Origin of the sequence: Clostridium sp. UBA7791 (assembly GCF_002480755.1) — a bacterium.
Taxonomy (GTDB): Bacteria; Bacillota; Clostridia; order Clostridiales; family Clostridiaceae; genus Clostridium_J; species Clostridium_J sulfidigenes.
On record NZ_DLCT01000003.1, the window covers coordinates 797,319 to 812,860 of the forward strand.

General features: G+C 31.6%; 12 protein-coding genes. All 12 read left to right on the forward strand.

From position 1 onward, the window contains the following. The first annotated feature begins 88 nt into the window (after positions 1 to 88). The 12 genes from grdD (at position 89) to eno (ending at position 15,522) form a co-directional block, all read left to right on the forward strand. Positions 89 to 1,252: a glycine/sarcosine/betaine reductase complex component C subunit alpha gene (grdD, locus tag B3Z56_RS05385; protein ID WP_346848977.1), complete on the forward strand. Its 1,164-nt coding sequence runs from the start codon at positions 89 to 91 to the stop codon at positions 1,250 to 1,252. 217 nt (positions 1,253 to 1,469) lie between these two features. After that, positions 1,470 to 2,570 carry a BMP family ABC transporter substrate-binding protein gene (locus tag B3Z56_RS05390; RefSeq protein WP_346848978.1) on the forward strand — a complete coding sequence of 367 codons (1,101 nt, stop codon included), beginning with the start codon at positions 1,470 to 1,472 and terminating at the stop codon, positions 2,568 to 2,570. Between the two features lie 231 nt (positions 2,571 to 2,801). Beyond that, complete coding sequence (locus B3Z56_RS05395; protein ID WP_346848979.1) at positions 2,802 to 4,331, forward strand: ABC transporter ATP-binding protein; 1,530 nt, start codon at positions 2,802 to 2,804, stop codon at positions 4,329 to 4,331. A 1-nt stretch (position 4,332) separates the two neighbouring features. After that, positions 4,333 to 5,409, forward strand: a complete 1,077-nt coding sequence (locus B3Z56_RS05400) for an ABC transporter permease (RefSeq protein ID WP_346848980.1) — start codon at positions 4,333 to 4,335, stop codon at positions 5,407 to 5,409. Then, positions 5,402 to 6,343, forward strand: coding sequence for an ABC transporter permease (locus B3Z56_RS05405; protein ID WP_346848981.1), 942 nt, complete (start codon positions 5,402 to 5,404; stop codon positions 6,341 to 6,343). Before B3Z56_RS05400 ends, B3Z56_RS05405 begins: the two co-directional genes overlap by 8 nt. A 164-nt stretch (positions 6,344 to 6,507) precedes the next feature. Continuing rightward, positions 6,508 to 7,893, forward strand: coding sequence for an RNA polymerase factor sigma-54 (gene rpoN / locus B3Z56_RS05410; RefSeq protein ID WP_346848982.1), 1,386 nt, complete (start codon positions 6,508 to 6,510; stop codon positions 7,891 to 7,893). A 223-nt stretch (positions 7,894 to 8,116) separates the two neighbouring features. After that, positions 8,117 to 9,157, forward strand: a complete 1,041-nt coding sequence (locus tag B3Z56_RS05415) for a sugar-binding transcriptional regulator (RefSeq protein ID WP_346848983.1) — start codon at positions 8,117 to 8,119, stop codon at positions 9,155 to 9,157. Positions 9,158 to 9,376: 219 nt separating this feature from the next. Beyond that, positions 9,377 to 10,384, forward strand: a complete 1,008-nt coding sequence (gene gap / locus B3Z56_RS05420; RefSeq protein ID WP_035132381.1) for a type I glyceraldehyde-3-phosphate dehydrogenase — start codon at positions 9,377 to 9,379, stop codon at positions 10,382 to 10,384. Between the two features lie 103 nt (positions 10,385 to 10,487). After that, positions 10,488 to 11,684: a phosphoglycerate kinase gene (locus B3Z56_RS05425; protein WP_346878391.1), complete on the forward strand. Its 1,197-nt coding sequence runs from the start codon at positions 10,488 to 10,490 to the stop codon at positions 11,682 to 11,684. A 182-nt stretch (positions 11,685 to 11,866) separates the two neighbouring features. Further along, positions 11,867 to 12,613 (forward strand): triose-phosphate isomerase, encoded by a 747-nt coding sequence (tpiA, locus tag B3Z56_RS05430; protein WP_346848985.1) that lies wholly within the window; start codon positions 11,867 to 11,869, stop codon positions 12,611 to 12,613. Between the two features lie 20 nt (positions 12,614 to 12,633). Beyond that, positions 12,634 to 14,160, forward strand: a complete 1,527-nt coding sequence (gene gpmI / locus B3Z56_RS05435; RefSeq protein WP_346848986.1) for a 2,3-bisphosphoglycerate-independent phosphoglycerate mutase — start codon at positions 12,634 to 12,636, stop codon at positions 14,158 to 14,160. A 66-nt stretch (positions 14,161 to 14,226) separates the two neighbouring features. Next, the gene (gene eno / locus B3Z56_RS05440) at positions 14,227 to 15,522 is read left to right on the forward strand and encodes a phosphopyruvate hydratase (protein WP_035132373.1); all 1,296 of its coding nucleotides are present in this window, start codon (positions 14,227 to 14,229) and stop codon (positions 15,520 to 15,522) included. The last annotated feature ends 20 nt before the right edge of the window (positions 15,523 to 15,542 follow it).

Below are 15,542 nucleotides of genomic sequence, written 5' to 3' on the forward strand. Positions count from 1 at the left end.
CAGAAGGATAATTGCTCCTACTGAAGCTTAACAATTACTAATTTATCTCTTTAAATATAAGAGGTTATTAAAGAAACGGGGTGTAGAAATGAGTCAAAATGCTACTAAAGCAATGATTGCTGAAGTATTTAATGATATAGCAACAGGAATAAAAAGCGGACAATTCAAGAAAAAAGTTAGAATAGGTTTAACTATACTAGGTTCTGAACATGGAGTCGAAGAGATGGTTAAAGCTGCTGAACTTGCAAAAGTAAAATATGGCGATTTTGATATAGTTTTAATTGGACCTAAAGTAGATGCTGATTTTGAAGTAATAGAAGTAGAATCAGCTGAGGAAGGTCATAAAAAAATGACATCTATGTTAGAGTGTGGAGAATTAGATGGTTGTGTTACACAACACTTTGATTTTCCAATAGGAGTTTCTACAGTAGGTAAAGTAATGACTCCTGGAAAAGGAAAAGAAATGATAATTGCTACAACTACAGGAACTACTTCTACAAATAGAGTTGAGGGTATGGTTAAAAATGCTATATCTGGGATATCTGTAGCTAAAGCTAGTGGTATTAAAAATCCAAAAGTTGGAATACTAAATCTTGATGGTGCTAGACAAGTAGAAAGAATTCTAAGAGAAACTCAAGAAGGTGGATATGACATATCCTTTACTGAATCATTAAGAGCTGATGGTGGAGCTGTAATGAGAGGAAATGACCTTTTAGCAGGAACACCGGACGTTATGGTTTGTGATTCATTAACAGGAAATCTTTTAATTAAGATATTCTCTTCATTTACTACAGGTGGGAATTATGAAACTGTAGGAGCTGGATATGGTCCTGGAATTGGAGAAAACTATGATAAGTTAGTTAATATAGTTTCTAGAGCTTCAGGAGCACCGCTTATTGCAGAAGCATTAAGATTCTGTGCAACTTGTGCAGAAAACAAGGTTTTGGATATAGCTAGGGATGAGTTTAAGTCAGCTAATGTAGCTGGATTAAAAGAATTTATAGATAAGACTACAAAAAAAGCTAACAAATCTCAAGAAGAGGAAGAGGTAAAAATGCCACCTAAAAAGGTAGTAACTTTCTCTATAGCAGGTATAGATATACTAGAGCTTGAAAATGCATGTAAAGCGCTTTGGAAAGAGGGTATATACTCAGAGAGTGGAATGGGTTGTACTGGGCCAATAGTACTTGTAGCTGATGAAGACGGTGAAAAAGCTCAACAGGTATTAAAGAATGCAGAGTTTGTATCTTAAAATATAGATAATAAAAATAAAATTGACTGTAGTCTTACAGTCAATTTTATTTGATTTTTACGGATAATTATGGTATATTCAGCATATAAATATATGAAATTAAATAATACTGAATATATTTATTTACATGATAAAAATTTTTTATTAGGTTATAATACATACTATAATAAAAATTTTTATATATTTATATTACTTATTTATTTCAGGAGGGTTTAAGATGAAAATGAAAAAAATAGTTGCTCTTATGGCAACGGTTGCTATGACTGCATCCCTACTTGTAGGTTGCGCTGGTAACGGAAACGATGACAAAGGCACAGCAAGTGAAGGCAAAGATACTCCTAAATCAGAAGTATCAGTAGGTCTTTCAACAGATGAAGGTGGATTAAATGACAAATCATTTAACCAATCAGCTGATGAAGGAGTTAAAAAAGCAGTAGAAGAGTTTGGAGTTAAATACACTTCAGTTGAAGCTCAAAAGAAAGAAGATTATGAACCAAACCTACAAGCATTAATAGATGGTGGTTCTGATCTAACTTTTGCAATTGGATATCAATTATATGATGCAGTTGCTAATGTAGCTAAAAACAACCAAGATTCAAAACTTTGTATCATAGACTCTGTAGTTGAAGCTGATAACGTAATGTCAGTAACATTTAAAGAAGAAGAGGGTTCTTTTTTAATGGGAGTTATAGCTGGTTTAACTACTAAAACTAACAAAGTTGGATTTATAGGTGGAAAAGATACTGAAACAATACAAAAGTTTGAAACAGGATTTGCAGCTGGAGTTAAAGCTGTTAATCCAGAAGCGGCTGCTGGACTTATAAGTGCAGATGGCAAGAACCCAGGAATAACAGTTAAATACGCAGATTCTTTTGCTGATGGAAACAAAGGTAAAGAGTTAGCTATATCACTATACGGAGCTGGATGTGATGTAATATATCATGCAGCTGGAGGAGCTGGTACAGGGATGTTCCAAGCTGCTAAAGAATTAAGAGATTCGGGTAAAGAAGTTTGGGCTATTGGTGTTGATAAAGATCAAGCAGTTTCTCTTCCAGAATTTAAAGATGTTATTCTTTCTTCGATGATGAAAAGAGTTGATAATGCTACTTATGATGTAACAAAATCAATTGTTGAAGGAACATTCAAAGCCAAGCATATTGAATTAGGAATTGCTGAAGGTGGAGTAGGAATGTCTGCAACAACTAAAGACAATACTGCTGCTGATGTAATTAAGAAAGCAGAAGAGTTTGAAACTCAAATTAAAGAAGGTAAAATTAAAGTGCCTGCTACAAGACAAGATGTTATTGATTTTAAATAATCAATGAAAAAGAGATAAAAAGCTAGATTTTACATCTAGCTTTTTTTTATACCTTTTGATAGTATATTTTTATGAAAGTAAAATAGTATGAAAAATAAAAATAATATTCAATGAAATATTTTTATGGTATAATGGGAGATGGATTCTATAAAGTGCATATCGTATTTTAACTAATGTTAAGTATTTTAATGTAATATGTAAACGTAGGTAATATTATAAGGAGGAAGGGAAATGGAAAAAGTAATTGAAATGAAAGGTATAACTAAAGTTTTCCCTGGTACCATTGCAAACGACAGTGTAGACTTTGATTTATTACAAGGAGAAACTCACGTATTGCTAGGTGAAAATGGTGCAGGAAAAACTACCTTAATGAATATACTTTATGGCTTGTATCAGCAAGAAAAAGGTGATATTTATGTTAATGGAAATTTGGTTAAAATTAACAATCCTAGTGAAGCGATAAAGCTTGGAATAGGGATGGTTCACCAACACTTTATGTTAGTTCACAACTTTACAGTAGCTGAAAATATTGTACTTGGATGTGAACCCAATAAAGGATTATGTATGGATAGAAAAAAATCATATAAAGATGTAAAGGAATTATCAGATAAATATGGATTTTCTATAGATCCTAATGCTATTATTGAAGATATATCTGTAGGACAACAGCAAAAGGTGGAAATTCTTAAGGCTCTTTATAGAGGAGCAAAGATTCTAATTCTTGATGAACCAACAGCGGTTCTAACACCACAAGAAATTAAGGAACTAGGCAAAATATTAGATAATTTAAAAAATGAAGGAAAATCTGTCATTCTTATAACTCATAAATTAAAAGAAGTTATGAGTATGAGTGATAGAGTTACTATAATTAGAAGAGGTAAGGTTACCGGTATTGTTAATACTACTGATACTAGTATTGATGAATTAGCAGAGTTAATGGTTGGAAGAAAGGTAAACTTAGTGGTAGAAAAAAGAGAATCTGAATTAACAGGAGAAATTCTTAAGGTTGAAAATCTATATGCCAATGATCAAAGAGGTATTCCTGCTGTGAAAAATGTTTCCTTTACTGTTAATGGGGGCGAAATTTTAGGAATTGCAGGAGTAGATGGGAATGGACAAACAGAACTATTAGAAGTACTTACAGGTCTTAGAAAAGGTCACAATGGAAAAGTATTATTAAATGGAAAAGATTTATATGGAAAATCTCCTAGAGAAATTATTGACTCAGGTATTGGACATATTCCTGAAGATAGACATAAAAGAGGACTTATACTAAAATATTCATTATTTGAAAACTCTATTCTTGGAATTCATAAAAACAAAGAATTTAATAAAGGTATTATGATGGACTATAAGGCTATCAAAAAACATTGTGACACACTTATAGAAGAGTTTGATGTAAGAACACCTAGTAATGAAGTAAATGCATCTGCTTTATCTGGAGGTAACCAACAAAAGTTAATTGCAGCTAGAGAAATTTCTAAAGACCCAACATTATTAATTGCTGCTCAGCCTACAAGAGGTATAGATGTAGGTGCTATTGAATATATTCATAGTAGACTTGTAGATGAGAGAGATAAAGGGAAAGCGGTACTTTTGGTATCTTTAGAATTAGACGAAATTTTAGCTCTTTCAGATAGAATTGCTGTTATGTATGACGGTGAAATAGTAGATATTTTAGATAGAAAAGATGCAGATGAGCAAAAGCTAGGAATATTAATGGCTGGTGGAAGCTTAGATAAGAAAGGGGAAGAGAAATAAAATGAGTAGTAAAGTTAAGGATACAATTAAAGCTATACTCTTTCCTGTAGTAGCAGTTATACTTTCTTTGTTTATATCAGTATTTTTTGTTATGTGGGCAAAAGGATATTCAATAACTCAGTACTTTACAGCATTAACTGATTTAGTTTCGGTTATATGGAAGGGGAGCTTTGGAACATCAAGAAATGCAATGACTACATTAGCAGAAGTGACACCTTTGATTTTTACAGGTGTAGCTAATGCTGTAGCTTTTAGATGTGGACTATTTAATATTGGTGTAGGTGGGCAATTTGTATTAGGTATGGTTGCAGCTGCTATAGTAGGAACCATACCAGGATTAAGTCCTATAGTACACATTCCATTAATAATTGTAAGTGGTATAGTTGCAGGAGGAATTTGGGGAGGAATACCGGGATTTCTTAAGGCTAAGTTTGGAACTAATGAAGTTATAAATACAATTATGATGAACTATATTTCTATAGCTTTAGCTAACTATATTATACTTAGAACCTCTTTCGGAGTTTATGGAAAATCAGCAACTCCAATGATAGAAGACAGTGCAAAACTTGCAAGATTTGTTCAAGGAAGTTCAGCTAATATAAGTTTATTTATAGGTATTATAACAGCTATTATTATGGCGTTTATATTATGGAAAACTACCATTGGATATGAGATAAGAGCCGTTGGTATAAATCCTCATGGTGCAGAATATGGTGGAGTAAATGTTGCTAAGAATGCAGTTTTAGCTATGGTTTTATCAGGAGCTATAGCTGGACTTGGTGGAGCTACACATGTAGCTGGTGTGAAACATTTAATTCAAGATTTTATGGTGGTTCCTAGCTATGGGTTTGATGGTATAGCAGTAGCACTGTTAGCTAAGAAAAATCCAGTAGCATGTATTTTATCAGCCATATTGTTCGGAGCTTTAAATAGTAGTTCAAGAGCTCTTCAAATTAGTGGAATACCAAAAGAAATAGTATTTTTAATTCAATCAGTAATTATTATATTTGTAGCAACAGATTACATTGTGACTTACTTTGGAAATAAGAAAAAGAAAGGGGAGATAATGAATGGATAATATAATTGTTGTTAGTATCATTTCATTAATAACAGCTACTTTAAGAATAGCTACACCTCTTATTTTCACATCCTTAGGAGGAGTGTTTTCTGAGCGTTCAGGAGTAGTAAATATAGGTCTTGAAGGTATGATGACCATAGGAGCATTTTTTGCTGTATATGGAACATATATAACAGGTAGTCCTGTAGTAGGAATAGTGTTTGCTTTAGTATCGGGTGGATTACTTGCATTAATTCATGCAGTTCTTAGTATCCACTTAAAATCAGACCAGGTTATTTCTGGTACAGCTATTAACTTGTTTGCTACAGCTCTAGCTAGTTTCTTGATATATATATTATTCAATGGAAAGGGAGGTCAAACAGACTTGGTAACCCTTCTTCCTTACAACTTACCAGAATTCATTGTGAATATTCCTATTATTGGTGATATTTTATCTGGGTTAAACTGGTTTGTAATAATGGCAATAGTATTGGTATTTGTAGCCCATTTTGTACTTTACAAAACTTCTATTGGACTTAGAATTAGATCTGTAGGAGAACATCCAAAAGCTGCAGATACACTAGGAATAAATGTATACCTAGTAAGATACATTTGTGTAATATTATCAGGAATGTTAGCTGGTCTTGGTGGAGCTGCTTTATCAATTGGTGTTACACCGATATATAGAGAAGGAATGATAGCAGGTAGAGGATTCATTGCTTTAGCAGCTGTAATCTTTGGTAACTGGACACCTATCGGTTCCTTTGGAGCATGTTTGTTGTTTGCCTTTGGTGAATCATTCCAGATATTTGCCCAAGGGCTTGGATGGTCATTACCATCTGAAGTGTTTACAATTATACCATATCTATTAACTATGTTAGCACTTGCTGGCTTTGTAGGAAAAACAAATGCTCCAGCTGCTTCAGGAGAAGCATATGAAAAGAATGGTAGATAATATTTAAATTAATTTAAATTGTAATATAGTTTAGAGAGTTAGTTTGTTATAGGCTAACTCTCTTTTTATAAATTATTGTCGGGGAAATATGGATTGTCTCTATTTAGTTAGAAATATCATATAATTTATGATATGATTAGTTAATATGAGTAGGAGGGATATTTATGAATTTAGGCTTTGATTTAAGGCTATCACAGGAACAAAAATTGATTATGACAATGGAGATGCAACAATCAATAAAGTTATTACAAATGTCATCCTATGAACTTTTACAACATATTGATAAGGAATTACAAGAAAATGTAGTTTTGGAAGTAGAAAACAATTTAGAAACAACTAAAGAAGAAATAGTTGATAATGAGTTGAGAGAGTATAGAGAATTAATTAGAGACATGGCCATGGATAATTATAATGATAGATCATACTACAAACATGAAGAAGATGATTTGGTATCACCTTTTAATTTTATAAGTAGCAAGCCTACTATTAAGGATTATTTAAGAGAACAAGTTATGCATAGTAATTTAGATAGACAAGATGAGTGTATTTGTAGATATATTGTAGATAATATTGATCATAGAGGATATTTAGATGAAAAGATTATAGATAATTTAATGGAAGAACTGAGTATTTCAAAGGATTCTGCGATGAGATGTGTAGATATAGTTCAGGGACTTGAACCGCCTGGAATATGTGCTAGGTCACTGAGTGAATGTTTAATACTTCAACTGCATAGGAAAAATATAATGAATAATTATGTTGAGGAAGTAATAAATAATTATTTATATGAGTTATCAAAAGGAAAATATCAATTAATAGGTAAAAAACTTGGAGTTTCGGCTAAAATAGTTCAAGAATGTGAAGATATAATAAAAAAATTGGAACCTAAACCTACCAGGGGGTTTTTTACTGGTGAAGAGATTGGATATTTGATTCCAGATGTTTATGTAAAAAAAATAAGTGATGAATATGTAGTTTTAATGAATGATAATTTATTACCTAAATTAATAATTAATAATACATATAAAGATGTAATTAATAGCAGTAATGATTCGGAAGCTATAGATTATGTAAAAGACAAAATAAGTAGTGCTATGTTTTTGATTAAAAGTATACAAAATAGAAAAAATACTTTGTGTAAAGTCATGGAGGAAATAGTTAAAAATCAAGAGGAGTATCTAGATAAGGGGAATAATTATATAAAACCTATGACTATTAAATATATAGCTAATAGTCTAAATATGCATGAATCTACGGTTGGTAGAGCTATTAGAGATAAATATGTAGCTCTTCATACAGGGGAAATTAAGAGAATAAAGGATTTATTTACTAATAGTGTAAACATTTTAAGTCAAGATATATCATCTGTTAGTGTAAAAGATATGATAAAGAATATAATAGAATCTGAAGACAAGTCAAAACCACTATCTGATTCAGTTATATGTAAACTAGTTAATGAAAAAGGCATAGATATATCTAGACGTACTATAGCCAAATATCGAGAGGAGTTAGGAATAAAATCCTCATCTCAACGAAAAAGATTAATATAGATTTTGATATTCCATATGAAACATTAATTTATTATTATGATTTATATGGAATTATTTTTTTGTATAAATTGTAGATGAATGTAGAAATATAACTTATATAAAACTAAAATTAACATAAGTACTTCACAAACAATGAATATTGGCATATAATATAAATAGAGGTTTAAAATGTTGATGGGACAAATAGTGTCCATAGGGACATATTTTGTCAATGAGGTGAAAGATGGAGAAGTTATTGAAATTACAACAGAAAGTAGTGCCGGAATTGCTAGAAGTTTTAGATATGCGATATACCATATTAAAAAATATAAAGTATAGAGAACCCATAGGCAGAAGGCTGCTGTCAACCATAGTGAATTTAAGTGAAAGGGTTGTAAGAAGCGAAACAAATCTATTGAAAACTCAAGGATTAATTGATATTAAGTCCTCTGGTATGTATATTACTGAAGAAGGTGATGAAGTTTTTATTGGACTTAAGGCTTTTATGAAGGAATTAAGTGGGTTAAATCACTTAGAAGAGGAATTGAAGAAAATTCTTAAAGTTAGAGAAGTAATAGTTATTAACGGAAATGTAACAGAAGATAATTCATTATATACTGAACTTGGTAGGGTAGCGGGTAATTATTTAAAAAGTATTATTAAAGATGATATTACAATATCCCTTACAGGAGGACGAACAATTAAGGAGGTAGTTTACAATTTCCTTCCAATGACTAAATATAAAAATATAAAGGTTTTACCTGGAAGAGGTGGTATAGGAAAGGAAACAGAAATACAATCTAATACCTTAGTAGAGATTTTAGCAAATAAGTTAGATGCTACTTATGAATTGTTACATATTCCAGATAACATAAGTAGTGATTCTTTTAAAGCGTTGATTAAGGAATCAGATATTAAGGAAACTTTTGAACATATAGAGAAATCAAATATTCTTATCCATGGTATAGGACTGGCTAAAGATATGTGTGATAAGAGAAGTCTAGGTAAGGACATAAAGGAAAGAATATTAGAATTAGGAGCTATAGGAGAAGCTTATGGACATTATTTTAATAGCAAAGGTGAGGTTGTATATTCTATGCCTTCAATTGGAATAACTAAAGATAGAATTAAAAATATCCCTAATGTAATAGCTGTAGCAGCTGGTGTTGAAAAGGCAGAAGCTATCATGGTTATACAAATGGATAAATTAAATTCAACATTAGTTACTGATGAAGCTACGGCAAAAGAAATTTTAAAACTATTTTTAAATAAAGTTGGTTGTTAATACTTAATGATTTTATCCTAGAGTTACTTATTAAAGTACTTATATGTTTTTAAAATTAATATATTATGATTTTTAGGATTCTATGCTTTAAAATCAATATGTATATAAGGAAATGTATCTCTAGATAAGGATTTTTAGGATTAAATCTCCTAAAAATCTGTTTATATCAATTAAGTTTAATATAAAAATTATTAAATTAAATGTTGGAGGTATTTTATAATGGTTAAAGTTGGAATTAATGGATTCGGTAGAATTGGAAGAAATGTATTTAAGGTTTTGGTAGATAAATATGGAAATGACATAGAAGTTGTAGCAATTAATGATTTAACAGATCCTGAGACACTAGCACATCTTTTGAAGTATGATACCCTTTATGGAAAATTCAATGGAACAGTTGAAGCTACTGAGAATTCAATTATAGTTAATGAAAAGGAAATAAGAATATTTGCAGAAAGAGATCCTAAAAATATACCATGGGGACTTCAAGGTGCAGATATTGTAATAGAATCTACAGGATTATTTACAGATGCTACAAAAGCAAAGACTCATATAGAAGCTGGAGCTAAAAAGGTGTTAATTTCCGCACCAGCAAAAAATGAAGATATAACAATTGTACTGGGAGTAAATGAAGATAAATATGATGCTAAAAATCATAATATTATTTCAAATGCTTCATGTACAACTAACTGTTTAGCTCCTTTTGCAAAAGTTTTGGATGAAAAGTTTGGTATAGTACAAGGGCTTATGACTACAATACACTCATATACTAATGATCAAAAAATATTGGATGCTCCACATAAAGATTTAAGAAGAGCTAGAGCTGCAGGAGAATCAATGATTCCAACAACTACAGGAGCGGCAAAAGCGGTCGCATTAGTTTTACCACAGCTTAAAGGAAAATTAAATGGTATGGCAGTAAGGGTTCCAACACCAACAGTTTCAATGACTGATTTAGTATGTGAACTTGGTAAGTCTGTGAGCGTAGAGGAGGTTAACGGGGCTTTAAGAGAAGCGGCAGAAGGAAAACTTAATGGGATTTTAGGCTTCTCTGAGGAACCATTAATTTCAATGGACTTTAGAGGTGATGAGAGATCTTCAATTGTAGATGCATTATCAACTATGGTTATGGGAGATAATCTAGTTAAAGTAGTAGCTTGGTATGATAATGAGTGGGGTTACTCAAATAGGCTAGCAGATTTAACAAAATATGTTGCAGATAGATTATAATCTTCAAAATGTGTTAAAATAGGTATGTAATAAAAATCTAGTTCTATGATTTATGATTGAACTAGATTTTTATTACAATAAGTTTAAAAAAGGAGATTTTAATATGTCATTTAACAAGAAATCATTAGAAGACATCAATGTGAAAGGTAAAAAGGTTTTAGTAAGGTGTGATTTTAATGTACCTATAGTAGAGGGTAAAATTACTGATGAAAATAGACTTCTAGGAGCAATACCTACTATAGAGTACTTAGTTAACAATAATGCAAAGGTTATATTATGTTCACATTTAGGAAAACCAAAGGGGGAGCCTAAACCAGAGCTTTCGCTATCACCAGTAGCAGCAAGATTAAGTGAACTATTAAATAAGAAGATAATTTTTGCAGCGGATGATAATGTAGTGGGAGATAAAGCAAAGTCAGCTATTTCAGATATGAATGATGGAGATATAGTACTATTACAAAATACTAGATTTAGAAAAGAAGAAACTAAAAATGAAGAAAATTATTCTAAGGAATTAGCTTCTCTTTGTGATTTATTCATAAATGATGCTTTTGGAACAGCACATAGAGCACATTGTTCTACAGTAGGAGTAACTGAATTTGTAAAAGAGTCAGTTTGCGGATATTTAATTCAGAAAGAGCTTAAGTTTTTAGGAGAAGCTATAGAAAATGCTGAGAAACCATTTACTGCTATTTTAGGAGGCTCTAAAGTATCAGATAAAATTAATGTAATAAATAATCTTTTAGAGAAAGTAGACAATCTTCTTATAGGAGGAGCCATGGCATATACTTTCCTGAAAGCTAAAGATTATAAAATGGGTATATCAAGGGTAGAAGAAGATAAAATTGATTATGCACTAGAGATGATGGATAAGGCTAAAGAAAAAGGAGTAAAATTATATTTACCGATAGACCACGTAGTAGCTACGGAATTCGATAAAAATGCAAATCCAGTAATAACAGAAGATGAAAATATTCAAGATGGATATATGGCTTTAGATATAGGACCCAAAACAAGAGAATTATATGCAGAAGTGATAGCAAAATCTAAAACTATTATTTGGAATGGTCCAATGGGAGTTTTTGAATTTGAAAACTTTAATAAGGGAACAATAGCAGTAGGAGAAGCTATGGCTAATTGTGATGGAATCACAATAATTGGTGGAGGGGATAGTGCTGCGGCTGTTAATATATTTGGTCTAGGAGATAAAATGACACATATTTCAACAGGTGGCGGAGCTTCCTTAGAATTTTTAGAAGGAAAAGAACTTCCAGGAATTGTTGCTTTAAATGATAAATAAATGTAAAATCTATAAAGAAAATAATAAACAAGATAAAATCTTGTTTATTTACTTTCCTTTTCGAGAGTAATATATTATATTTGATTTAGAGAAAAAAATGTAATATGTCTCTTAAGGAAAAAACTTGGATATATTAGCATCATTAAAGATGTGTTGCAAAGTTATTAATAGGAGGATTAATCATGAGAAAAGCAATAATAGCAGGAAACTGGAAGATGAATAATACAATAGAAGAAGCAGTAAATTTAGTTAAGGAATTAAAGCCTTTAGTAAATGATGCTAGCTGTGATGTAGTAGTTTGTCCCACTTTTTTAAGTTTACCAGCAATAGTTGAAGAATGTAAGGGAAGCAATATTATGGTTGGGGCTCAAAACATGCATTTTGAAGAGTCAGGTGCTTTTACAGGAGAAGTTTCTCCATTAATGCTTAAAGAACTAGGAGTAAAATTTGTTATAATTGGACATAGTGAAAGAAGACAGTATTTTAATGAAACTGATGAAGCTATTAATAAAAAATTAAAGACTGCTTTTCATCACAAGATTACACCTATATTATGTATAGGTGAAAGTTTACAGCAAAGAGAATTAGGAATAACTGAAGAAGTATTAGGTGCTCAAATAAAGCAAGATTTAATAGGAATAAAAAAAGAGCAAGTTGAAAATATGGTTATAGCCTATGAACCTATTTGGGCAATAGGGACAGGGAAAACTGCAACTGCAGATGATGCTAATAATACAATAGGATTTATTAGAGGAGTTATATGCAAGTTATACGGAGAAGAAGTTGCATATAAAGTTAGAATTCAATATGGCGGATCAGTTAAGCCATCAACTATAAAAGAGCAAATGTCAAAGGAACACATAGATGGAGGATTAATAGGTGGAGCTAGTCTTAAAGCTTCAGATTTCGCAGCTATTGTAAATTACTAATAAAAGGATGGTCAAATATTATGAATAAAAAACCAGTAATGCTAATGATATTGGATGGTTTTGGAATAAGCGATAATGTGGATGGAAATGCAGTTAGAGAGTCTAATAAGCCTAACTACGATGGATTAAAGGCTAAATATCCTCACACCGCATTATCAGCTTCTGGTCTAGATGTAGGGCTTCCTGAGGGGCAGATGGGTAACTCAGAAGTTGGACACTTAAATATAGGTGCGGGAAGAATAATATATCAAGAATTGACTAGAATAACAAAATCAATTAAAGATGGCGATTTCTTTGAAAATAAAGCTTTTAATACTGCTATTGATGATGCGTTAAAAAATAACTCAGCTGTTCACTTAATAGGATTATTATCAGATGGAGGAGTTCATTCTCATATAAATCATGTAAAAGCTCTTATAACTCTTTGTAAGAGAAGGGCTGTAAAAAAAGTTTTTGTTCATTGCTTTTTAGATGGAAGAGATGTATCACCAACATCTTCAAAAATATTTATAGAAGAGTTACAAAACCATATGGATAGTGAGGGAATAGGAGAAATTGCAACTATTTCTGGTAGATATTATGCTATGGATAGAGATAATAGATGGGAAAGAGTACAATTGGCCTATAATGCAATGGTAAAAGGTGAAGGAAATACTAGTACTTCTCCATTTGCAGTTATAGACGATGCTTATCATGATAATAAAACAGATGAGTTTGTAATTCCTAGTGTAATTGTGAAGGATGGTAAACCGGTAGCTACTATAAAAAATAAAGATTCCATAATATTTTTTAACTTTAGACCAGATAGGGCAAGAGAGATAACTAGAGCTTTAAAAGATAAGGATTTTAAAGGTTTTGAAAGAGAAAGTTTAGATGTAACCTATGTATGTATGACTCAATATGATAAAACTATTGAGGATGTACAAATAGCTTATAAACCTGAGAGTTATGAGAATACATTAGGTGAATATGTTAGTAGCAAAGGATTAAAGCAGCTTAGAATTGCGGAAACAGAAAAATATGCTCATGTAACTTTCTTCTTTAATGGTGGAGTAGAGGAACCTAATAAGGGTGAAGATAGGGTATTGATTCCATCACCTAAAGTAGCAACCTATGACTTAAAACCAGAAATGAGTGCCTATGAAGTTACTGATGCAGTATTAAAAAGTATTGAAAAGGATGAATATGATTTAATTATATTAAATTATGCTAACCCAGACATGGTTGGACACACTGGAGTTATTGAAGCAGCAGTAAAGGCTATTGAAGTTGTAGATTATTGCTTAGGCAAGGTTGTAAATAAAGTACTAGACCATAATGGTACAGTGTTTATTACAGCAGACCATGGTAATGCTGAGTCTATGATTGATTACTCTACAGGCAAACCAATGACTGCACATACTACTAATCTGGTTCCATTTACATACGTAAGTAAAGAAGTAGGAACACTTAGAAGTGGAGGAATACTTGCAGATATTGCTCCAACTATCTTAACAAAGATGGAATTAGATATTCCAAGTGAAATGAGTGGAAAATCATTAATTTAAGTTGTTAAGTTAAAATATTTAGCCATGCTAAATTTATTATAAACATAATATGAAGGAGGAAAAAAAATGAAACAATATGTTGAAATTATTGATGTCTATGCAAGACAAATATTAGATTCAAGAGCGTTCCCAACAGTAGAGGTTGAAGTTGTTCTAGAAGATGGTACAGTAGGGGTAGCGGCAGTACCTTCAGGAGCATCAACAGGTCAATTTGAAGCTGTTGAATTAAGAGATGGAGATAAATCTCTATACAATGGAAAAGGTGTATTAAAAGCTGTTGATAATGTAAACAACATAATAGCAGAAGAATTAATTGGAATGAATATATTCGATCAAGTTGCTATAGATAAGACTATGATAGAATTAGATGGAACTCATAATAAAGAAAAATTAGGTGCTAATGCTACTTTAGGAGTGTCCCTTGCTTGTGCAAAAGCTGCAGCTAATTACTTAGGACTTGGTTTATACCAATATATTGGTGGAGTTAATGCTAAAGTTTTACCAGTACCTATGATGAATATCTTAAATGGTGGAAAACATGCTGATAATAATGTGGACTTACAAGAGTTTATGGTTATGCCAGCAGGAGCTACATCTTTTAGCGAAGCTTTACGAATGGGAGCAGAAGTTTATCATGCATTAAAAGGAATCTTAAAAGCTAAAGGACTTGGAACAGGTGTAGGTGATGAAGGTGGATTTGCTCCAGATTTATCATCAAATGAAGAAGCAATAAAAGTTATAATCGAAGCAATAGAAAAAGCTGGATATGTTCCAGGAAAAGATGCTTTCATAGCACTTGACCCAGCATCTTCTGAATTCTTTGAAGATGGAAAATATAATCTTGCTGGAGAAGGAAGAATGTTAACTCCTCATGAGATGGCAGATTACTATGTAGAATTATGTGAAAAATATCCAATAATATCTATTGAAGATGGTATGGCTGAAGAAGATTGGGAAGGATGGAAGTACTTAACTGATAAAATAGGTAAAAAAATTCAATTAGTTGGAGATGACTTATTTGTAACTAATACTTCTAGACTTGGAATGGGAATTGAAAGAGAAACTGCAAACTCAATTCTTATAAAATTAAACCAAATAGGAACTTTAACTGAAACTTTAAATGCTATAGAAATGGCTGCAAGAGCTGGTTATACTGCAGTGGTTTCTCACAGATCTGGAGAAACAGAAGATACTACAATAGCTGACTTAGTAGTAGCTACAAATGCAGGTCAAATTAAAACTGGAGCTCCTGCAAGAAGTGAGAGAGTTGCTAAATACAACCAGTTATTAAGAATCGAAGAAGAACTTGGTGACATGGCTGAATTTAGAGGATTAAAATCTTTCTTTAACATAAAAAGATAACTAATTTCTATAATAAAAAC

Bases quoted from the DNA above. Each gene is read 5' to 3' on its own strand.
- grdD (WP_346848977.1), top strand. From the start codon at position 89: ATGAGTCAAAATGCTACTAAAGCAATGATTGCTGAAGTATTTAATGAT.
- B3Z56_RS05390 (WP_346848978.1), top strand. From the start codon at position 1,470: ATGAAAATGAAAAAAATAGTTGCTCTTATGGCAACGGTTGCTATGACT.
- B3Z56_RS05395 (WP_346848979.1), top strand. From the start codon at position 2,802: ATGGAAAAAGTAATTGAAATGAAAGGTATAACTAAAGTTTTCCCTGGT.
- B3Z56_RS05400 (WP_346848980.1), top strand. From the start codon at position 4,333: ATGAGTAGTAAAGTTAAGGATACAATTAAAGCTATACTCTTTCCTGTA.
- B3Z56_RS05405 (WP_346848981.1), top strand. From the start codon at position 5,402: ATGGATAATATAATTGTTGTTAGTATCATTTCATTAATAACAGCTACT.
- rpoN (WP_346848982.1), top strand. From the start codon at position 6,508: ATGAATTTAGGCTTTGATTTAAGGCTATCACAGGAACAAAAATTGATT.
- B3Z56_RS05415 (WP_346848983.1), top strand. From the start codon at position 8,117: ATGGAGAAGTTATTGAAATTACAACAGAAAGTAGTGCCGGAATTGCTA.
- gap (WP_035132381.1), top strand. From the start codon at position 9,377: ATGGTTAAAGTTGGAATTAATGGATTCGGTAGAATTGGAAGAAATGTA.
- B3Z56_RS05425 (WP_346878391.1), top strand. From the start codon at position 10,488: ATGTCATTTAACAAGAAATCATTAGAAGACATCAATGTGAAAGGTAAA.
- tpiA (WP_346848985.1), top strand. From the start codon at position 11,867: ATGAGAAAAGCAATAATAGCAGGAAACTGGAAGATGAATAATACAATA.
- gpmI (WP_346848986.1), top strand. From the start codon at position 12,634: ATGAATAAAAAACCAGTAATGCTAATGATATTGGATGGTTTTGGAATA.
- eno (WP_035132373.1), top strand. From the start codon at position 14,227: ATGAAACAATATGTTGAAATTATTGATGTCTATGCAAGACAAATATTA.